A 20,431-nucleotide genomic window follows, 5' to 3' on the forward strand; every position below is an offset into this window, starting at 1 on the left:
AACATGCTGGAGCGGCTCAACGAGGAAATCCGCCGGCGCACCTATGTCGTGCGCATCTTCCCCAACACCGAAAGCTGCCTGCGCCTGGTCAGGGCGTTGGCCGTCGAGACCAATGAAAACTGGATGGAGGCCAACCGATACATCAACATGGACGACCTGCGCGAGCACAAGAAGCTCGCTCTGCGCCAAGCCGCATGACCAGCATCATGGCTGCCCCATTTTGCAGAACTTGACGCACACAACCTACCGAGCGGCTCTTCGCTATGTTCAAACGCCTGATCCGAACGGCCCAACGCCCAACCGAAAAACCCTCGAAGTAAATGGCGAAAGCGCGGCGACCTTCTCAAAGTCTTCTCCCCGGCAGAATGCACCAAATATCTCATAAAACACACGATGTTGATTTCGTCGAAATGGAGCATGCTCCCGATTAGATCAAGTCAACCTGCAGCATCTGTAGAACGTCAGGGGTTCGATTTGGGATACTGTATCCAGAAGTATCGCGTGTGGGCAAGATTAAGACTTCGATTGATCAAAGTTGAGAAGCTGTGCCCAGCGGTTTTCGCGGACACGGAAAGTTCGGCGGCGGCACGCCGCTGGCGCGCATGATCTGCTTGGCGACGACCTTGTCATTAGCAAGCGGGCCGTGCCACCGAAGATGGCCTTGCGAGGAACCGATCATATGATCATTTGGTTGACTGCGAATTCCGGCCACCGAGATTCGATTTGAAGCCACTCGGTCTAATCTTGGGTCGTTGGTGTTTGGGGGGTTGTTTCCCACTATGGTGTCGGTGTCCTGCCGGCTCGGCTGCGGCGACCGAAGGACGCCATCCTTGCCAGCTGACCGCATCCGGACAGGGATTCAGAACATACCTCGGCGTTCTCACCAGGCGATCGACATAGCGTCACAAGTCAAATTCCCATGGGAGATGCCGTTCTCGACCGCCTTGTTCATAACGCCTATCGCATCGAACTTTCCGGCGAAAGCATGCGCAAACACAAGGTCCCGCCAGTCCCAGACGCAACTCCCGCTTGACCGAAAACGAGTTCGTCAACAAATGTCGAAAAAGACCCAGAGGGCGCTCTTAGCCGTCCGGCTTCGCCTCCGGAATCGCGTCCGGTATTCTGTCGTTGTCCCAATTTAGTGAAATCCGCAGCCACCTCACTGATTCAAGATTTCAGTAGCTCTAGGCAGTACCTAATCGTGAGTTCCGTAGTCGGAACGAGAAGGCTGTCGGAAGCCCCAAAGGTCGGCGTATGTACGTAGGATTCGTTCCCAGGTTCTCCGCTGCCAAAACAGAAGTAAATTGACGGTACGGCTGCCGAGTAAAAGCCGAAATCATCGCTGCCAGCCCCCTGTGTGCGGTCCAAGAAAGCGTCCCGACCTGCAGCATCCGCCACAACCTGCCGGAAACGTCTTACCATCTCGGCGTCATTAATGATGGGCGGCTCGCCCGTGCTGACGACGCATTCGGCCTGCCCGCGATGCGTTGCTGCAATGCCCTCAGCAATCTCGCAGACGCGCTGAGATAATAGATCTCGGCGCTCCAGGCTTCGGGTTCGGATCGTTCCCTCCATTACCACCTGCGGGCATATGATGTTGGTCGCCTCGCCGCCGTGGATGGTGCCGACCGTGACGACCGCACCGTCGTCGGACGGCATTTCCCGCGAAACAACCTTCTGTACTTCATTGATGAAAGCCGCTGCGATGGCGATCGCATCGACACCTCTGTGGGGCGATGCGCCGTGGGCCATTGTTCCGCTGATGGTGAGCTTAAACTGATCAGCCGACGCGCTCATCGGGCCCTCTCTGGCGCTGAATGTGCCGGCGGGCATGCTAGGATCCACATGAAGGCCGACGGCCCGATCAATCCCGGTGAGCAATTTCTCCTGCTCAACTGTTCGCCCACCAAGCGGCTCCGCCTCCTCAGCCGGCTGGAAAAAGACACGCACGGTGCCGGCGAAATTGTCGCGCATGCGATGGAAAGCGAGCGCTGTACCCAACGCGATCGAAGCGTGCAGGTCATGGCCGCAGGAGTGCATGACGCCGGGCACCTGAGAGCGGTAGGAAAGGTCCTCGCGCGCCTCGTTAATCGGCAATGCATCAATATCGCCACGGACCGCGACTGATCGCTGCGGACCTGACGCTTTGCCTTTAATATCGATGTAGACACCTGTCCTATGAAATGTTTTCGCCCCGCTTAGTCCGAAGCGATCGAGCATCGCCAGGATCCGTTCTTGGGTCTTCCATTCGTGGTTTGAGAGTTCCGGCTCTTGATGCATTGCATGACGTAGCCCAATGACGGCATCTTGTTCCTCATTGGACAGAAAGGAATTGCTACGGGCGCTCATATCAAAGACCTCTTAATGTCGGATTCAATGAAGTTGCTCAATTGCAACTAGCATCGATAGGATGGGAAATTCGTGTGCGCCGGTTGACTGCATCGGGCCGTTGATGAACAGTTTCCCTGCCTAGAAAGCCGCTCTGCCACCTTGTCACCCATATTGGGAAAAACTTGAGCCTGCCGCGCGGTGAGTGCACCGGAATCCAGTTGGGTTACTCATACGGGCACGGTGATTTGTCCGAGCCAGCCGGCACATTTTCAGCAGCGGCGATGCATGTCAAATGTCAAATTGGCATGATCCAATCGGCGCGTTTACGGCCCGCAATTAAGGCGGTTGGTCAATCGCTTCTCGGCGTTAATTGCGGGTAAATAGACCTGAAACCGGACGGACAAGGCACTTCGAAGAACTGCCTCGCGGGGATATTGGGGATTTATTCCAATCGGTGACTCACGATCGGGCACGCCAACGCGGAGCGCCCCGGGCGCGGGCTTGGCCAAGCTGGGCATGGATCGGCTTCGGCTTCTCCGACGTCTTCGGACTCGCAACAGGGTCCTGTGCTGGAACTGTTGCCCACCTGGCAGATAACGCGGCTTGGCTTCGATTCAGAACGTCGAACGATTTCACCAGCGTGCGAGGCGCCTGATAGTGGGTACCACGACGATTCAGCGGATCGAACCCGCGGGCGGCATCCGGCGTCACCCAGCTGTATTTTGCAATAAACCAAGATTGCTATCGGCTGCGCAGTGCCCAATCGAATGCTCACCTGTACACGCGCCTGACACGTCCGCTGCAAAGCAATCGGGCACGACAAACCGTTGTCAAAGACCCAGGTGCAGGCATTTGCCGATGTGCGTACCAACGCCGCCGATACCTTCGTCCTGCCGCCGAATCCAACACGCGCTGCAGCACTAGGATGTGCCTGTCACACATGAACTGCCCTTGGGTGCCAAGCCTCTGCTTTGAGTGCAGGACGTTTTTTGGCGGCATGAGCGTTCGTCGACTACCAGAGATCGTAGTATCGATGTTTGCCCGGAAACTCTATAAGGCATGTAGGTTCGGCACGCCGATCAGGGTGTGTCGGCAAGCAGAATAACGTGATGACCCCGGCGAGTTGCCTGCATCTAAGGCGTTTTGTCGTTGGGAAATCCGCATCACTATGAAGGTCCCGCCCATGCAGCACATTTGCCCGATCACATCGTGCGGTCCGGCCGACCTATAAAGCATAGCCGAGTCAGGCACGCGATCCGCAATTTGGTTCCTGGCCAGACTGAAGGGATGGGGCAGGCGCGTCTCGTCGTACGGACTTTCACAGCTCAGGCACGCAGCTGTTAACCGCGACAAATACGGTGGGCCCGCAGGTGTGCACACGCTCATGCAAGTGGGGCAGACCCAACGTCGAGCTTCGCCATATCGAGCAAGAGTTAAGGACAACCTAGGGTGCCGTCTTTATTCAAGCCCAGACCGCGCGAACCCTGAGAGGTTATCGGTCTCGCATTGACCAATGAGTTCAAGATGGCAACCCAGAGGAGCAGAGCCAATGATGCATCCCGATCTGATGAAGCGTTTTGACCTTACCGGCCGTTCGGCGCTGGTCACCGGTGGCGCTCAAGGCATCGGTTTGGAAGTTGCGCGCACGCTGAGGATGGCCGGTGCCTCGGCCATTCTCGCCGATCTCGATCTCACCGCTACCAGGAAGGCTGCAGCCGCTGTGGGTCCCGACGTCGGTGCCTTCCGCTGCGACGTCAGCGATCCGCAGTCAGTGCGCGACCTAGCTGCAGCGATCGGGCCTTGCCCAGATATTCTCGTTAACAATGCCGGCGTCGGACGCCGCGCGCCAACGAAGGATACAAGTGACGACGACTGGCGGTTCGTGATTTCCGTTAACCTCGACGGAGTGTTCTATTGCTGCAGAACCTTCGGCTCGGCGATGGCCGACCGCGGTTCGGGCAATATCGTCAATATTGGTTCGATGTGTGGTTTCATCGTTACAAAGCCGGAGAACGGCCCAGCCTACCACGCCAGCAAGGCTGGCGTGCACATGCTCACAAAGGCCTTCGCCTGTGAATGGGCAAAATCTGGCATTCGCGTCAATGCGGTCGCTCCAGGATACATCCCCACGAAAATGAACAGTAACCCCGGCAACGACATCGCGACATGGGTGGAACTCACGCCGATGGGCCGCCTTGGCAGCACTGAGGAAATCGCAAATATTGTTCAGTTTCTCGCCAGCGACGCCTCCAGCTACGTGACAGGCGCAGTTTTCAACGCGGATGGAGGGTACACCAGTTGGTGAGTGAAGAATAAGGCCCTGCACTTGTTCCTCGTAGACTCTGCTCGCGTAAGTGGTATCTATTGTTGGGATTGGAGCGTTGTTTGGATCATGCAGTTGAACGATGATCAGAGACTGGAGGCTTATCGACGGATGCTTCGCATCCGTCGATTCGAAGAAGAAGGTATGCGCCAGTACACAGGTGACAATATCCCTGGTTGGTTCCACTCGAGCGTGGGTCAGGAAGCCGCTGTCGTGGGGGCATGCCTCGCTCTTCGGGATGATGACGCCATGACCGGAACGCATCGTTCGCATGGCCATCCGATCGGGAAGGGTGCGCACCTGGATGGGCTCATGGCCGAACTGATGGGAAAGGCAGGTGGCATTTGCAAGGGTCGCGGCGGCTCAATGCACCTCGCAGACAATTCCGTCGGGATCATCAGCGAATCGGCTATCGTCGGAGGAGGCATTCCTCTTGCCACAGGGTGCGCGTTCAGCGTCAAGGTGCGCGGCGTCGATCAGGTTATCCTCTGCTTCTTCGGCGATGGGGCGGTGAACCAGGGCACCTTTCATGAGAGTCTCAACATGGCGTCGCTCTGGAAGCTTCCGGTCATCTATCTTTGCGAGAACAACGGCTATGCAATCACCACCTCGGTGGCGCAAAGCCACGGGCAGCCGGACATAGCGCTTCGCGCTGCGGGCTATGGCATGCCAGGGGTAACGGTTGACGGGCAGGACGTGAGCGCCGTCTACGAAGCTACGGCGGAGGCTGTCACACGAGCCCGCGCGGGCAAGGGACCCACTCTCGTAGTAGCTAACACCTACAGATTCGATGAGCACAATTTCGGCTTGGTGATTCGGGGGGAGCCTTATCGACCAGTTGAAGAAGTCGAGGCTCACAAACGCGACCGCGATCCGATTTTGCTATATCGCACTGTGCTCCTCGAAGAAGGCATAAATGAAAAGAGTCTGAGAGCAATTGAGGACGAAGCTGCCGAAGCCGTCAAGCAGGCTGTGCAATTTGCCTTGGCCAGCCCCATGCCTCGGCCGGAAACCTTGCCTCACTACATGTTCAACTCGCCCCTTGTTGGTCATTCCAGTTCCTGCGCTGGGCTGGAGAGGGAACCAGTCGACGTACCATCCAATGCCGAGAAACTTGCCTCGACAGTTGGCACCCATGTTCAAATGACCTATTCTGAGGCGATCGTGCAGGCGCAGATAGAGGAAATGGAACGTGACGGCAGCGTCGTCCTGATGGGAGAGGACGTCACAGTCTATGGCGGCACCAAACTTATTGAGCGATTCAGGAACCGGATTTGGGATACGCCGATTTCAGAAGGCAGTTTTACTGGCGTAGGAATTGGGGCTGCCATCTACGGATTGCGGCCTATAGTAGACCTCCAATATGCCAGCTTCGCCTATCTCGCCTCGGATCAGATCATCAATCAGGCCTCGAAATTGCGGTATATGACTGGGGGGCAGATCAACATTCCGATCGTCTTTCGTTGCTGCATATACTCGACAGGGTCCAACGCGGCGCAGCATGCCGACCGACCTTATCCGTCTTTCATGAATGTGCCCGGCCTCAAAATCATCAACCCAACCAGCGCCGCTGATATGAAAGGGCTTATGAAATCGGCCATTCGCGACGGCGATCCGGTGCTCGTGTTCGAAGAAAACAAGCTGCGGCCCCTCATCGGCGATGTGCCCACAGATCCGGAACATACGATCCCGATCGGCAAAGCAGACGTGAAGCGCGAGGGAAAAGACGTAACCCTTATCGCTATTGGAGCCGCCATTCAGCCGACGATGGAGGCAGTGGATGCGCTCGCTAGGGAAGGCATTTCGGTCGAAGTGATTGACCCACGTACGTTGAAGCCGCTCGATCATGAGGCATTCAAAACCTCTGTCGCGAAAACCGGAAGGCTTCTCGTCGTTGAGGATGCGCACCGCGTCTGCAACGTCGGAAGTGAAATCGCCGCGGTTATGGCAGAAGAGGCTTCCGATCTGTTGAAGCGACCGATCCTTCGCCTGAGCGCTCCGGACATTCACGTGCCCTTTAGTCCAGCTCTTGAGAAGGATTTCTACCCGACAAAGGATCGCATCATTGCCGCCGTACGGCGAGTGGTCTGACACTCTAAAGCCGTTAAGCAGAACGGAAGCAAAAATGACAGGTTATCTTCCCTCCTTTGGGAGTGGCATTGAGGGTGCTTCGATAGTTAGCCGGGTTTATGCACGGCGCTGAACGTTTGGCGGCCTGAGGCGGTGATCTGGTCGCCGTTTCGGTTCTTTTTGACAAGCTGGTTGGGGCGCCGGCGGTGATCCGTCGTGATGGAAGGCGGGGTTTGCGGGTTGCGGTCGGCGGGTTCGTTTCGGGGCGCGTTGCGCCCCATCGGCTAGGTCACGAGCCGCGGAATGCGGTCGAGGACGATGCGCAGGATGGCCTGGTCGGGACAGGATGTCGGCAGGTGCAGGCGGATTTGGGTCTTCATCTCGACCACCGGTGCAGCAATTCTGAGGAGGCGCAAACGCAGGGTGTCGAACTGCGCGACTGCAAAGCTCGAGCGTTTCGGCATCGCGGCGCGCAGACCCCACATGAGCCAGTAGGCGCCAGCATGCAGGAACAACCGGAACTGGTTGGCCGTCGCTCTGGTGCAGGATGTGCGGTCGGCGGCAAGATGCGTCTTCCACGATGTGGTTCTCGGCCGCTCCGCGCCGACAGTAGAGATCCTCGTAGAGCGCCTTGGCCTTGCCACCGGCAAGGTTGGTGACGATGAAGCGGGTATCGGCGCCTTGGGCGCCGACCTCGACCCGCGCAATGATGCGCTCGACGCGGCTCCAGCTGGCGGCGCCGTCAACGAACTCCTTGAACCTGCGTACGTTGCCCGTCTTCGCCGCGCTTCGAAGCGCGCCGTCGTGCTGGCTTCCAGCTCCATGACATGCTTGCGCAATGTGGTGGTGGGCGCCAGGCCGAAAATGAAGTCGATATCGTTGGCGCGGCACCAGTCGATGATCTGCGGACTGCAGTAGTGGCTGTCGGCCCGGATCAGGATCCGGGTAGTCGGCCAATTGCTCCGGATCGCCCGCACCAGGCGGCGCAGGTGGGGGCGGACTTCTGCCCCACTCGGCCGCTTGGCCGGTCGCAGGATCGCGCTGACGAACCGTCCCGCGCCATCGAACACCACGATCGGCTGGAAGCCGTATTCGTCGTAATGGGCATTGAACAGCCGCAATTGCTGGCCGCCATGCACGGCGTCAAAGGTGTCGTCAATGTCGAGCACGATCCGCTTCGGAACCTGGCGGAAGGAAGCGCAATAAAGGTCGACCATCGCACGGCCCATAGCGACCAGTTCCCGCACGCCGGGCAGGTTCTCCAGCCGGCACAGCGTCGACTGGGAGGCCAGATCCCGACCCGAAGGCAGCGCATCCTGGGCCATCTTGAAGATCGGATCGGAGCGCAGCCGGTTGGCATCATTGCCATCCTCATAACCGGCGGCAATCATCTTCATGCGGAAGCCGATCATATCGGCCAGGGCTGTGGACGACCTGGTCCGGGCAGCGCGGATCATCAATGCAGCGCGCCAGACGGTCGGCCACACGCAGCCGCTTCTCCACCTCGGCCAGAGCCAGAACGCCGCTGTTGGACGACAGCATGCCGCCGTCGAAACGGGCGACGACGGACTTGCCGCCGACAGATGACAAACCGCTCAGCGGCAGCGTAAGATCATTCATGGCGGGTGTGGTCTCCGGGCAATGAGTCGGATCGGCCCTAGCAACCAAATCCTACCCCATTTCAACGGCTTGCACCACACTCGCCAACCCGCCGTGAATTTTTCAGGTTAGATGGTCATAAAGTGTCGGAGACGTTCGGCGTGGAAGTCTCGTGGAAAGGGGTTGTCGCCTTGTTTGGAGCCCAGGCGCGTGGAAGCGCTTGACGCCAGTTGCTCTGCAGCGCCACCAACCTTCGTTTGGCAATGGCGTTGAGGTGACAACGCTCACGCCTCTTCGGTGCCGCTATTCAAGTCGGGCTAGGGGAAAGAATACTCGCGGAAAGCTGGGTCCCCGAATTAAGCTGAGCCAGTACGCAATGCCATATGATATAGCTTCGTCATTGAAATCAAAATGAGAAGAGTGCAGCCCCGGATTTTCACCTGATCGAGCACTTCCAAGCCAGACATAAGCGCCGGGTACCGTTTCCGACATGAATGCGAAAGCTTCAGAGCCCATGCTGGGCCCGGAGTGAACCACCTGCAAACCAGCCGAGCGAGCAGCTTCCTGCGCCCGAGTAGTAGCGAATGCGTCGTTGACAGTGACTGGGTATCGACGCTCGTAACGGACCATCGCTTCGCAACCATGCGCCGACGCGACGTCGGCTGCGATCTTTCGAAGACGCGCTTCTAGCATACTGCTTGCTTCGGTAGAGAACCAGCGCCCGGTACCACGTATCGTGGCATGTTCGGGAATGACGTTATAGGCTTCTCCGGCGTGGATCTGAGTGACAGAAAGAACCGCATTATCAAGCGGCGATACATTGCGGCTGAGGATGCTCTGCAGTGCTGAAACCACGGCACACCCCGCGACAATTGGATCCACGCCCTGATGAGGCATGGCAGCATGTGCCCCTCTGCCCTGAATTACGATGTCGAAGATCGAGAAGGCCGCCATCATCGGACCTACCTCGGCTACTATTTCTTTCAGCGCAAGCTGGGGCCAATTATGTAGCCCAAATACCGCGTCCACTGGCAGGTCGCGAAACAAGCCGTCATGCACCATGCGCTGGGCACCACCTTCGTTTTCCTCCGCTGGTTGGAAAACAAAATGAACCGTGCCATCCAGATCAAGGTCAGTTGCCAGCGATGCAGCACCGAGCAACATTGCCATGTGGCCATCGTGACCACAGGCATGCATTTTGCCGGGCTTAGTTGAGCGATAGGGAAGATCTGCGGTTTCCAGGATTGGGAGAGCATCCATATCTGCACGCAGTCCAATTGCGCGCTTAGACGAGCCTCGGGTCAGGGTGCCGACAACACCCGTCCCAGCATATCCGGACTTTACCTTCAAACCGAACTTCGTGAGCAAATCAGCTACAAAAGCCGAAGTTCGATGCTCGTCGTAAGCTGTTTCCGGTATCGAATGTAGGAACCGCCGCCACTCGATAGCTTCAGTGATCGCTTCCGCGGGTATATGGAAGGGCCGCATAGTATTATCCCTTGATCAGAAAACCCGCCCTGGCTCCTCTCGAACGGAATAAGAGTCGGACATCACAGTCCGAGACGTAGATAGCAACCTGGGCCACGGGCTACGTGGCCAATGCGATCAGTCAAGAATCGACCGCGCGGCCATTTCGATTTGCGTCGGCGAGGGCAGATAGGCGTCCTCTAGAATAGGTGCGAATGGCACCGGTGTGTGGGGACACGTAACTTGCTTAATCGGTGCCTTCAAGAACTTGAAGCCCTTGTCGGCGACAATGCCAGCGATGTCGGCAGCAAGGCTACACCTTGGGGGGCTCTCGTCGACTACCACCAGCCGCCCGGTTTTTTTCACGCTCTCGAGAATCGATTCCTTGTCCAGCGGCGAAGTGGTGCGCGGATCGAGGACTTCTACGCTTATCCCGTCCTTCGCGAGTTCGGCGGCAGCCCTTTCCGCTCGCGGAACCATCGCGCCAAGGGCCACGATGGTCAGGTCCTTGCCTTCACGCAGGATGTTGGCCTCGCCGAAAGGGATGCGATACGGCTCATCCGGCACCTCGCCCTCCATGCCGAACAAGGACTTCGATTCCAGGTAGATGACCGGATCGTCGTCGCGGATCGCCTGGATCAGCAAGCCCTTGGCGTCATAGGGATTGGACGGCATGGCCACCTTCAGGCCAGGCACCATGGTGAAGAGCGGGTGCAGAGTCTGACTGTGCTGGGCGGCCGCCCTCTTGCCGGCCCCGATCGTGGCCCGGATCACCAAGGGAGTGCGCGCATTCCCCCCGAACATATAACGGAACTTGGCGACTTGATTGAATATCTGATCGAAGCAAACGCCCACGAAATCGACGAACATGAGTTCTGCAACCGGCCTAAGTCCGGTCAGCGCCGCGCCTGCGGCGGCCCCGATTATGGCACTCTCCGAAATTGGAGTGTCGATCATTCGATCCGCACCGAACTCCTTGTACAGACCCCTCATCTGGCCAAACGGTCCTCCAGCGCCGCCAACCTCGCCTGTCGCGCCATGGCCGCCAACTAGGTCTTCGCCGATCAATATCACCTTGGAATCCCGGCGCATTTCCTGTCGGAGAGCTTCGTTGATCGCCTGCAGATAGGTCTTTTTGGACATAGGTTCCGATTCCTTCAGGCGTACTTCACATAGACATGTTTGGTGAGATCGGTGGCAGGATCGGGCGCCAAGGCCGCTAGCGCCGATTGCACAGCGATGTCAACGCGGTCTTGCACCGCGGACTCTATCTCATTGAACTCCGCCTCGGACAGAAGTGCAGCTTCCGACACGGCACGGCGGAAGCGCGGGATCGGATCATAGGCGCGCGCCTCAACGAGCTCCTTCTCCGAACGATAAACTTGAGGATCCCCCACGTAGTGGCCGCCGAACCTCTTGCATTGGATCTCCAGCGCATATGGACCCTTGTCGCCCCGCGTGTGTTCAAGGGCCCGCTGCATCGCCTCTCGAACCGGAAAAAAGTCGGTGCCGTCCACCACTTCGCACGGCATGCCGAAGCCCCTAACGCGGTCGGCGATATTAACTCCTCCGCACGCATATGACTGCGTCGTGAACTCACCGTATTCATTGTTCTCAAAGACGAAGATCACGGGCACATGGAGCACCATCGCCATGTTGAGCGCCTCGAAGACCGTGCCTTGATTGGCGCCGCCGTCACCCGAGAACGCCACGGCGACGCGGCCGGTTTTGTTGAGCTTCTGCGTCAGGGCCGCGCCGACCGCGATTGGCGGCGATCCTCCCACGATTGCGTTCGCGCCGAGCATACCTTTCTTCAGATCGGCGATGTGCATCGAGCCGCCCTTTCCGCCGCAGATACCCGAGGCCTTACCCATGATTTCGAGCATCATGCCTTCGACGTCGACCCCTTTGGCTATGCAATGCCCGTGGCCGCGGTGTGTAGAGCCGATATAATCCTCATCGGTGAGTTCGAAGCATACCCCTACGGCACACGCTTCTTGTCCCAAGTACACGTGGGTGAACCCCGGAATGTTTCCTGCTGAAAACTCCTTCTCGACCCGCTCTTCGAAGACGCGAATCAAGAACATCCGTTCGTAGGCTCGTTTCAATTCGTCTCTGCTTAGTTGCATCGGAGCCCTCAAGCGTTTTCGTCTAGGAAGGAAGTCAGCACGTCATTGAACTCGGAAGCCCGTTCTACGTGCGGCATGTGCCCGGCACCGTTCAGCGTAATGACCCGCCAGCTGTCCGGAAGGCCGGCTGTGTTGGGACTTCCAACAATGCGATCATCATCACCGAGCACAACCAGCGTCGGAGGAAGAGCAGCCAGGCTGTGGGCGAGATGGCCAAAGCTCCCATTCGCGACAAGATGGTCTCTGATCACCGAGAGCGACTCTTCAACGCCATCTATGCGCTTATAGCGTGCGACCTCCTCGATTAGCTCTTCACTCACAAGGTCAGGGTTATGGAAAAGCATCTCCAGCCAAGGCTTCAGATCGCGTGCGCGTTGGCCGTCGACGATACCGTCCAGAAAATCTCGATTAACGCTTCCGCCGGGAAGTCCTGCTGGGGCGACGAGGACAAGGCTGCGAAACCGGTCTGGACGATCGAGCGTCAACTGCATCGCGATGGCCCCGCCGAGCGAGTGGCCTACGAGATGAGCGCCGCCTACCGCAAGCGTGTCCAGAGCGGTCCCGACAGCAGTTGCCAGATCGCTCAGGGAGCCCTCGCGGACGTCTTTCGAGGACGCGCCGTGCCCCGGCAGGTCAATCGTGATGACTCGGCCCCGCTGCGCCAATGTCGGCAGGTTGAGATCCCAACTCTGCGAATTGCTCGAGAAGCCATGGATCAGGATGACAGTGTCCCCCTCGCCGGCGATGCCTACCTCTAGCTCATGTCCGCCAGCGTGAATACGACTGCGCGTCAGCGCCACGCTGTCAGACCCGGCATCTGCCTCGGGAACAAAGCTCTCCTGGAAAGCGGAGATGAAGGCGTCGATGTCAGCATCCGAGACGGCCGGCTCTGATGAGACGGCCATCAAACCGCCGACCGACACGGTTTCGCCGACGTCGGCAACGATCCTCCGCAGCATACCTGACAAAGGAGCCTCATAGACATTGTTAACCTTCGCTGTCTCGATGTCGACAAGATCCTCGCCTTCAGCGAACCGGTCGCCGACCGATTTCCACCAATGGACAATTTGGCCCTCCTCCATCGACAGGCCCCATTTAGGCATAAGGATGGGGGTGATGAGTGTGGCTACGGAATGCTCGGCGGCCACGCCGTGTTCTTTCTCAGGCATTGTATCCTCTGAATGCGATTTGCCTTCGGTTGGGACGATGGCGCGCCGGCACGCGGCTGGGACGGTGGCGCATCGGCACGGCTGAAACGATGGCGCGTCGGCATGGCCCCAGTCTCTCAGCAGGGGGCGAGGCATGTCAATTGGCAAATTGGCATGATCCAATCAAGCGCCGAGTCATGCGATGTAACCCGACCCGAGCGAATTATTGGATTTCCGCGCAGCCTTCCAAGAAGCTCCAGCGCGGACGGAAACAAAGCGCCGAAAGCAAGTCGTGCTCTTCGCGCAAAATAAGTCAGGCGAATGGCTGGATTATATTGCAGGTGAACTGGCTTCCAAATCACTCGCAAGGAGGCGCGCAAGCGTCTCCACGCCGCGCTGGAAATCTTCGTCTTCTCGAACGGAGTCCCCGATTGTGAGCCTTACCGCATGCGGATCCGTATCCCGGCCGACGATGAAGGGGTCCGGCCCTGTGATCAGGAGCCCCCTTCGCCTGGCTTCCTCGACAAACGGGCCAGTCCGCCATCGGCCAGGAAGTGGCAGCCACACATGAAGTGAGGCCGGGTGGGAAATCCTCTGAGCGTCTCCCAACTCCCGATCAAGGATACTGTGTCGGCGCGCCAGCTTCCGCCTCTGCCAAGCGATGAGTTCCGCGATCGTTCCATCTGTCAGCCATCTGCAACTGATCTCTGCGACAAATGAATTAGACATCCAGCCTGTCGTTCTTAGACGCGAGATCGCCCGCGACATCAGAATTTCGGGCACCAAGAGATAGCCAGTTCTAAGTGAATGGAGCACGCTCTTGGAAAAGCTCGTCGCATAGCAGCTGCGCTCTGGCGCAAAAGCGGCTATCGGACGAGGTCTCTGGTCCAGGAGGGGACCGAAGACATCGTCCTCAATGATCCATACGTTGAACTCTCTTGCGATCTCGGCAATAGCCCGTCGTCGCTCTTCGTCCATCAAGCTTGCGGTTGGATTGTTAAGGGTAGGCGTAACGCAAATGGCCTTCACACGCTCGCGATTGCAGAGAGCGGCAAAGCCATCCGGAAGAATTCCACTTTCGTCGCTGGCCAAGCCGCGTAGCTGCAGTTTGAGAATCATCGATTCCGTAATAACGCTGCTGTCAACCAGATGATCGGCCGCAACAATATCACCAGGCTCCGTGACCGAAGCGAGAGCCACCCAAAGGCCGTGCTGGCAACCGTTAGTGATCAACATCGTCTCTGGCGACGCTTTTAGATCAAGCGTCTTCAACCAGTCCGCGCCGACCATTCGATGATGGTGCAGGCCCACGATCGGTCTATGGGCAAGAAGCGATTCCAACTCTCGTGACTTCGACAGCGCAGCGAGCATATCCCGCAAGGCCTTAACGTGCTTTTCACCGACGATTGGCGCCATTGTCGAGAAGTCCAGGAGGTCTTCTTCCCTCTTATCAACGATCGACCCGGGCACCTTGTCCGGGTTTGCGTACCGAACGAACGTGCCTCGCCCGATCTCTCCCGACACAAGCCCCCGCCGTTCGAGCTCGGCATAAGCCCGAAATATGGTCTGGACACTCACCGACATTCGGAATGACAGATCGCGCTGGGGAGGAAGCCGTTCCCCGGGCCTAAGCTCGCCGCCGTCGATTGCAGCAGCGATCGCGTCTGCAATCGCCTGGTAGCGTGCACCACCAGAGGACGAAACCTCGGGCTTCCAAGTCCAACGCATCACGCCTACCCCCTGATATTGGAATGATCCAAAACGCTGATTGACATGCTTTCTCCGTGTCGTATCACCTAGCGCCACCAAACGCAAAAGAGAACAGCGATGCCCCGGTTCAAATTAGAAGAGTATGCGCGACGCTTGGCGAGCACCAGGGAAGCAATGCTACAGCGCCAAATCGAGGTGCTTCTGATCACGTCGCCTGAGAATATGAATTATCTGACCGGCTACGATGCTTGGTCGTTCTATACGCATCAAATGGCCGTCATTGCTCTTGATCGTGAGCCGATCTGGATCGGCCGTGGCATCGATGTGCCGTGCGCCACGGCGACAAGCTATTTGCCGCAAGATGACGTGATTGGCTACCCGGACCACTACGTGCAATCGACCGAACGGCACCCGATGGAGTTCATCGCCCAGGAGCTTCAGCGAAGAGGTCTTGGCGGCCGCCTGCTCGGCGTCGAGATGGACAATTACTACTTCACCGCACGTTGCTTCGAGAAGCTCCAGGCCTCGTTGCCCCAGTGCACCTTCAGGGACGCTTCGGATCTGGTGAACTGGGTCCGCATAATCAAGTCCGACGCCGAAATCGAACTGATAAGACAGGCAGGCGTCATCGCGGATCGCGCCATGAAGGCAGGAATCGAGGCTCTTTCGCCGGCCATCCGGCAATGCGACCTGGCCGCACGCATCATGCAGGCACAGATTGCCGGCACTGAATCCTTCGGAGGCGCGGTTCCTGGCGGCTTGGTGATGGGAATAGGCCCCAGAGCCGACGCTCCCCACCTTTCCTGGACTGAGGATCCCGTCGGTTCTGATGTCGTGGCAAACATCGAACTCGGTGGCTGTCGCGCACGGTATCACGCCGGTCTGGCAAGAAGCGTCTATTTGGGCAACCCACCCGGTCAGTTGAGGCACCTCGCAGCCGTCGTTCGTGAAGGTATGGAAGCCGTCTTCTCCACCGTTGCGCCAGGGCGGACGTGCGCGCAACTCGAAGAGGTCTGGCGCAGCGTGATCTCGCGTTTTGGGCTCGCCAAGCCCTCCAGGATCGGGTACTCTATTGGCTTGGGCTATCCGCCGGACTGGGGTGAACACACCGCCAGCCTGCGCCCGGGCGACATGACCGAACTCCAACCCAACATGACCTTCCACGTCATTCTGGGCATGTGGCAGGGTCCCCTGAGCTTTGTCCTCAGCGAAACCATCCTCGTCACCGAAAGAGGTCACGAATCCTTCTGCCGGTTGCCTCGCGAGCTGTTTGTCGTCTCCTAAAGGATGTCGATCTTTGACCTTGATGCCGCCACCCAAGCCGCTGGGCTTGCTTCGCCTCGACGAGCCAGAACCGACGAGCTACCCCTCGCGTTGTCTCGGCGAAACCGGCCTTTTCCCTCAAGGGATGATCGCCGAGGTGGTCGAAGGCGTATCGGTCCCCGATATCCTTCATGATCGCCCTCATGTGCGGGGGGCCTATCTGCGAGCAGCCCGTCGACTGCAACAACGTGGTTGCTCGGGGATTGTCTCCAACTGCGGCTATTCGGTGCTTTACCAGACCGCCATTTCCTCTGCAGTAGACATCCCCACGATCACGTCGAGCCTGCTGCTTCTGCCGCTTCTCGCCGCCGTCACGCCCTCAAACCAGAAGATCGCGATCATCTGCTTCGATTCGACGGCTCTGTCCGACGCGCACTTGAAGGCCGCCTGGCCACAGGTCGACTGTGATAATATCGCCAAGATCGGAATCGAAGGAACGGCGGCCTGGCAAATGATAAATCGGTCCGACGCGGTTTACGATTGGAATCTTATTGGGTCCACGTTGAACGATCTCTGTGACAACTCCTCACTTAGCGAAAACGTTGGGGCCGTCATTGTTGAATGCTGTGCTTTTACGCCGTTTGTGCGCGACGTTCAAAGTAGGCTTCGCTGTCCCACGCTCGACATCTTTTCTACCCTGCGCGCGCTACTATCCCAGCAATAGCGCCGTATGTGCAGCAGTACCTGTGAGGCGCGGGGCGAGGAGTCCGAGGCGATGTTGGCCCAGCATCGTGGTGCCAGTTGATCCCTGAAGACCCGCAGTATTAGGTAGGAAAGAGTGCCGAAAGGAGAGCAAATTATTGTAAATATCGGTATTTTTCCGAATTTCTTTTAAATGTTCGAAGCCATAAGGCGAGTTGAGGCACTCGCGTAGCCTCACAGGTCCAGAAAATATGAAAGATAGGGACTTAACCTTGCAAGCTTGTCATGGAGGGCCCGCGCGCGCTCATTCGATCTGTCGGTGTTCCAATAGAGCCGCAGCCAGCCCTCGCGGCGCCCTTCCGCGGCCAGATGAGCGATCATTGCTTCTGCGATTCCTCGGCGCCGCCAAGGATGATCAACATACAGATCGACCACAAAGCAGAGCATCCGGTCGCTCCATGTGTATGGGTGAACGATATAGTTGAGGAAAGCCAAGGTCACGCCGCTTGCATCAACAGCGACGAGCGCCTTGGTCTTGTCGTCTGGATCCTCGATCCGCTGCCAGATCGTCTCCGACACCTTTGTGGATAAGCCGACTCCCTGGTCGGCGCAGTACCGATTCCAAAGTGATAGCCATTCACCATGATCGGCAGCTCCTGTAAGGCGAATTTCCATGGTGGTCTCCGGCGTGTAAAATGTGCTTGGGGCAACAGCCCTGGGTATTTCAAGCTGAAACGAGGCCCATTCAGTCCCGCGCCAGTGCTGGATATGAGCCGTCGGCATCATGAGTTTCCTTGCCATGAAGGGCGGGGGCAAACACGCAGGCGTTACGCATTTTTGTCTTGGCGCGCAGGATATGCCTGTCGTGCTTGTCCAAGATATAGATCGTCCCCGGACGGATGGGGTGAATCTTGCTATCCGCCAGTGTCTCGACCTCACCCTCGCCCTCCATGCAGAAAACTGCCTCGAAGTGGTTCTTGTACCAGATGCGCGTCTCGGTATTCGGAAACATAGTTGTGATATGAAAAGAGAATCCGACTCCGTCCTGACTTAGGAGAAGGCGAATGCTCTCCCAGTTCTCCGCGGCGACGCGTCGGTCGGACTGCTCCGCCTGCTCTAGTGTCCTGATGATCATGATCGGTTCTCCATGGTTTATTGGTGCACTGGTGTCGGGTAGGCGCTCATGTGCGCAGTTCAGGGCTGTCAGTCCCTCGGGCTATGAGAGCGCTCCGCGTGGCATTTGCCATGTCCAGGGCAGCGATGAAATCTCCCGTCGCTGCCGCATCGCATCTACCGAGCCATAGATCAGACCAATGTCGGAGCGGTAGGACATGCCTTTGAAGCGTATCTTCTCAATATTGGCATAGGCATGGTGGACGGCTTGCGCATAATTGTCACCGATGCCAGTGACGTGCAGCACGCGTCCGCCGGCCGTTACAAGACCGTCCTCGGCATCGCCGCGGACATTGGCGAAGAACAGACGGGAGTTACGGCGGTCCAGCGCCTCAAGTCCAGAAATAGGGAAGCCGCACTCGAAATCTCCGTGCGGCCAGCCCGGGTAGCGGATCTCGCGGCCGACCTCGTCCAATCGCATCGTTGGCCCTTGTGCGGCCACTACATTGCAGTAGCATTTATCGTCTGTCTCGAGGGACATAGAGCCAAGGGTCCCCTGAAGGACGCCTTCGCAAAGCCGGACGAAATTGCTCTGCACTTTGGGCAGGACGGCCTCGGCCTCGGAGTCGCCAAAGCGGACATTGATTTCGATGACTTTGATGCCGTCATCGCATAGCATGGCGCCGATATAGATGAAGCCTGTGTACTTCAAGCCTTCACCCAGAATTGCAGCTCTTAGAGGCTCTAGAAGCGCGGTCTGTATCTCACGGTAAAGCGCCTTGTCCGCGAGCGGATGTGGGGAAAGCGAACCCATACCGTCGCAATTAACGCCCTTGTTGCCATCGTCGGAGCGCTTATAGTCCAGAGCCGCCGGAAACAGCAGAAACTCCTTTCCATCGAAGAGCGCGAAGATCGATATCTCCACCCCGAAGAGGCGCTCCTCAACGACGATGCGGTTTCCGGCATCCTTGTGTGCCCGCGCGAGCATGATGCTCTCGACGGCTTGAAGCGCCGTTGCTTGGTCGCTGCATACATAGGCGCCGTTGCCTTCGCATAGCCCGTCCGCCTTGACGACAACATCATAGTCGAGTCCGCGAATATAGCACTTGGCAGGTTCGGGCCGGTCGAAGACCGCGAAACGTGCCGTCTTCACGTTGTACCGCTGCAGGAGCGACTTCGTGAACGCTTTGCTTGCTTCCAGTCGAGCTGCAGCACGATCTGGGCCAATTGTGGGAATCCCGTTGGTTTTCAAGAAATCCACATAGCCGGTGGAGAGCGCGTCGATGTGAGAGACAAAGACGAAGTCTATTGCACGGGCTTGGCAAAATCGTACTGCAGATCCCGGATCGCTTAGCGAAATATCGGGGACGGTGCAGATGCGCTCGTCAGCAACCGACCGGTTTCCCGGCCCATAGAAGACCTGTACGGAAGGGTCGCTGCGCTGGAAGAGGTCAGCAATCGCGTGCCCTCTTCCTGTCGAGTCGATGAGCAGCACATTGCGGCTGGGATTGGGCATGCCTTCCTCCTTCGTTGTCCGATGATAAGCCCATCCCTCACGTCGCGCCCCAATGGGAACATCCGAGGTTCCGAGTTACTGCCGCCTAACCTATTAGCGCCTGACGCGCGCGCAACTACCTAACCGGGGCGTTGACTTTAGTAGGCGTCGCACTGCGGCGCGAAAATGAAGCTGTGAGCGTTGCGATTTTTAATGCCAAAGTTGCTGACTCAGGAGGTAATGTTCAGTGCCAAAAACGTAAGCGCGTAGGCATCCCCACGTAGCGTGCAGGCGGTTGATCGCTCATTTTCAGCATGAATCATGCGGAGAATCCTGTGAGCGACAGTATGAGCCATCATCGAACATTCGAGATTTTGACGGCGGAGCCTGTGCCGTCCCGACGCAAGCCGCGCCATCGGTCGGACGAAGAGAAGGCACGGCTTGTCGCCGAAGCCTTCTCGCCAGGGGGTAATGTGTCGGCAGTTGCGCGTTCCGAGGGGCTGGACCCCTCGCAGCTCTATGCATGGCGCCGCAAGGCGCTTTCGTCGGGCATGGTTGCGCCACTGACGGAGGCAGCGAGCAAGCCGGCGAAGTTCACGCGCTTTGAAGCAATGGGCAGCGACATGGTGGAAATCGTCATTGGCGATGCAGTGGTGCGCGCCGGCGGCGATGTTGATCCCGATCGCCTGGCGAGGATCATCTGCGCGGTTCGCAAGGCATGATCGCTTCCGGTGTGGTGGTTCACGTGTCGTGCCAGCCTGTCGACTTCCGCAAGGGCGCGGCATCTTTGATGGCGCTGGTCAGGGATGGCGGCCTGGACCCGTTCTCGGGGGCGCTTCACGTGTTCCGCTCGAAGCGTGCGGACCGGGTTCGCATCGTGTGGTGGGACGGCAGCGGGGTTTGTCTTTATTCGAAGACTCTGGAAGATCACAGCTTCTGCTGGTCTGCGATATCGGCCGCGCGCATGCGTCTCGACCACGCCCAGCTGATGGCGCTTCTGGCCGGGTTAGACTGGAAAAAGATCCGTCCGGCCAGGGTCAGGCGGCCGTTATCGACGGGCTGAAACCGGCCTGCGGCAAGA

The 20,431-nt window shown here is 58.1% G+C and carries 16 protein-coding genes and 2 pseudogenes; 8 read left to right on the top strand and 10 right to left on the bottom strand.

What is annotated here, in order from left to right:
• Both NKI31_RS26575 and NKI31_RS26580 read left to right on the top strand, forming a co-directional pair.
• On the top strand, window positions 1-198 hold a 198-nt coding region (locus tag NKI31_RS26575; RefSeq protein ID WP_352557142.1), incomplete at its 5' end, for a transposase.
• Window positions 199-880: 682 nt separating this feature from the next.
• A pseudogene (locus tag NKI31_RS26580) lies at window positions 881-1,033 on the top strand (ATP-binding protein); the annotation flags it as partial.
• Window positions 1,034-1,167: 134 nt separating this feature from the next.
• Here NKI31_RS26580 and NKI31_RS26585 read toward each other — a convergent pair.
• Window positions 1,168-2,349: a M20 family metallopeptidase gene (locus NKI31_RS26585; protein ID WP_352652948.1), complete on the bottom strand. Its 1,182-nt coding sequence runs from the start codon at window positions 2,347-2,349 to the stop codon at window positions 1,168-1,170.
• Window positions 2,350-3,880: 1,531 nt separating this feature from the next.
• Here NKI31_RS26585 and NKI31_RS26590 point away from each other — a divergent pair.
• Together NKI31_RS26590 and NKI31_RS26595 are read left to right on the top strand one after the other, a co-directional pair.
• On the top strand, window positions 3,881-4,636 hold the full coding sequence (locus tag NKI31_RS26590) for an SDR family NAD(P)-dependent oxidoreductase (RefSeq protein WP_352652950.1): 756 nt from the start codon (window positions 3,881-3,883) through the stop codon (window positions 4,634-4,636).
• 129 nt (window positions 4,637-4,765) lie between these two features.
• Window positions 4,766-6,745 carry an alpha-ketoacid dehydrogenase subunit alpha/beta gene (locus NKI31_RS26595; RefSeq protein WP_352653006.1) on the top strand — a complete coding sequence of 660 codons (1,980 nt, stop codon included), beginning with the start codon at window positions 4,766-4,768 and terminating at the stop codon, window positions 6,743-6,745.
• A 263-nt stretch (window positions 6,746-7,008) separates the two neighbouring features.
• Here NKI31_RS26595 and NKI31_RS26600 read toward each other — a convergent pair.
• The 6 genes and pseudogenes from NKI31_RS26600 to ehuR form a co-directional block, all read right to left on the bottom strand.
• Window positions 7,009-8,344: pseudogene (locus NKI31_RS26600) on the bottom strand (IS1380 family transposase).
• 282 nt (window positions 8,345-8,626) lie between these two features.
• A complete protein-coding gene (locus tag NKI31_RS26605; protein WP_352652951.1) occupies window positions 8,627-9,811 on the bottom strand; it encodes a M20 aminoacylase family protein in 1,185 nt (394 codons plus the stop codon).
• Between the two features lie 117 nt (window positions 9,812-9,928).
• Window positions 9,929-10,933 (bottom strand): alpha-ketoacid dehydrogenase subunit beta, encoded by a 1,005-nt coding sequence (locus NKI31_RS26610; protein WP_352652952.1) that lies wholly within the window; start codon window positions 10,931-10,933, stop codon window positions 9,929-9,931.
• A gap of 14 nt (window positions 10,934-10,947) precedes the next feature.
• Window positions 10,948-11,898, bottom strand: a complete 951-nt coding sequence (locus tag NKI31_RS26615) for a thiamine pyrophosphate-dependent dehydrogenase E1 component subunit alpha (protein ID WP_352652953.1) — start codon at window positions 11,896-11,898, stop codon at window positions 10,948-10,950.
• Between the two features lie 29 nt (window positions 11,899-11,927).
• Window positions 11,928-13,088, bottom strand: a complete 1,161-nt coding sequence (locus NKI31_RS26620; protein WP_352652955.1) for an acetoin dehydrogenase dihydrolipoyllysine-residue acetyltransferase subunit — start codon at window positions 13,086-13,088, stop codon at window positions 11,928-11,930.
• A 309-nt stretch (window positions 13,089-13,397) separates the two neighbouring features.
• Window positions 13,398-14,795, bottom strand: coding sequence for a MocR-like ectoine utilization transcription factor EhuR (ehuR, locus tag NKI31_RS26625; protein ID WP_352653007.1), 1,398 nt, complete (start codon window positions 14,793-14,795; stop codon window positions 13,398-13,400).
• A 99-nt stretch (window positions 14,796-14,894) separates the two neighbouring features.
• Between ehuR and NKI31_RS26630 the strand changes: the two genes are divergently transcribed.
• Both NKI31_RS26630 and NKI31_RS26635 read left to right on the top strand, forming a co-directional pair.
• On the top strand, window positions 14,895-16,061 hold the full coding sequence (locus NKI31_RS26630; RefSeq protein WP_352652956.1) for a M24 family metallopeptidase: 1,167 nt from the start codon (window positions 14,895-14,897) through the stop codon (window positions 16,059-16,061).
• A gap of 13 nt (window positions 16,062-16,074) precedes the next feature.
• The gene (locus NKI31_RS26635; protein WP_352652957.1) at window positions 16,075-16,764 is read left to right on the top strand and encodes an aspartate/glutamate racemase family protein; all 690 of its coding nucleotides are present in this window, start codon (window positions 16,075-16,077) and stop codon (window positions 16,762-16,764) included.
• A gap of 212 nt (window positions 16,765-16,976) precedes the next feature.
• On the opposite strand, the gene NKI31_RS26640 is transcribed toward NKI31_RS26635, so the two are convergent.
• From NKI31_RS26640 to purD, 3 genes are all read right to left on the bottom strand, one after another.
• A complete protein-coding gene (locus NKI31_RS26640) occupies window positions 16,977-17,417 on the bottom strand; it encodes a GNAT family N-acetyltransferase (protein WP_352652958.1) in 441 nt (146 codons plus the stop codon).
• A gap of 70 nt (window positions 17,418-17,487) precedes the next feature.
• Window positions 17,488-17,877 carry an ectoine synthase gene (locus tag NKI31_RS26645; protein WP_352652959.1) on the bottom strand — a complete coding sequence of 130 codons (390 nt, stop codon included), beginning with the start codon at window positions 17,875-17,877 and terminating at the stop codon, window positions 17,488-17,490.
• 81 nt (window positions 17,878-17,958) lie between these two features.
• On the bottom strand, window positions 17,959-19,371 hold the full coding sequence (gene purD, locus NKI31_RS26650) for a phosphoribosylamine--glycine ligase (RefSeq protein ID WP_352652960.1): 1,413 nt from the start codon (window positions 19,369-19,371) through the stop codon (window positions 17,959-17,961).
• Window positions 19,372-19,685: 314 nt separating this feature from the next.
• Here purD and NKI31_RS26655 point away from each other — a divergent pair, with 314 nt between their 5' ends.
• Both NKI31_RS26655 and tnpB read left to right on the top strand, forming a co-directional pair.
• Window positions 19,686-20,072 carry a transposase gene (locus tag NKI31_RS26655; RefSeq protein ID WP_352652961.1) on the top strand — a complete coding sequence of 129 codons (387 nt, stop codon included), beginning with the start codon at window positions 19,686-19,688 and terminating at the stop codon, window positions 20,070-20,072.
• On the top strand, window positions 20,069-20,413 hold the full coding sequence (gene tnpB, locus NKI31_RS26660; RefSeq protein WP_352652962.1) for an IS66 family insertion sequence element accessory protein TnpB: 345 nt from the start codon (window positions 20,069-20,071) through the stop codon (window positions 20,411-20,413). Before NKI31_RS26655 ends, tnpB begins: the two co-directional genes overlap by 4 nt.
• Window positions 20,414-20,431 lie beyond the last annotated feature (18 nt).

The organism is Mesorhizobium sp. M0659 (assembly GCF_040320605.1).
GTDB lineage: Bacteria > Pseudomonadota > Alphaproteobacteria > Rhizobiales > Rhizobiaceae > Mesorhizobium.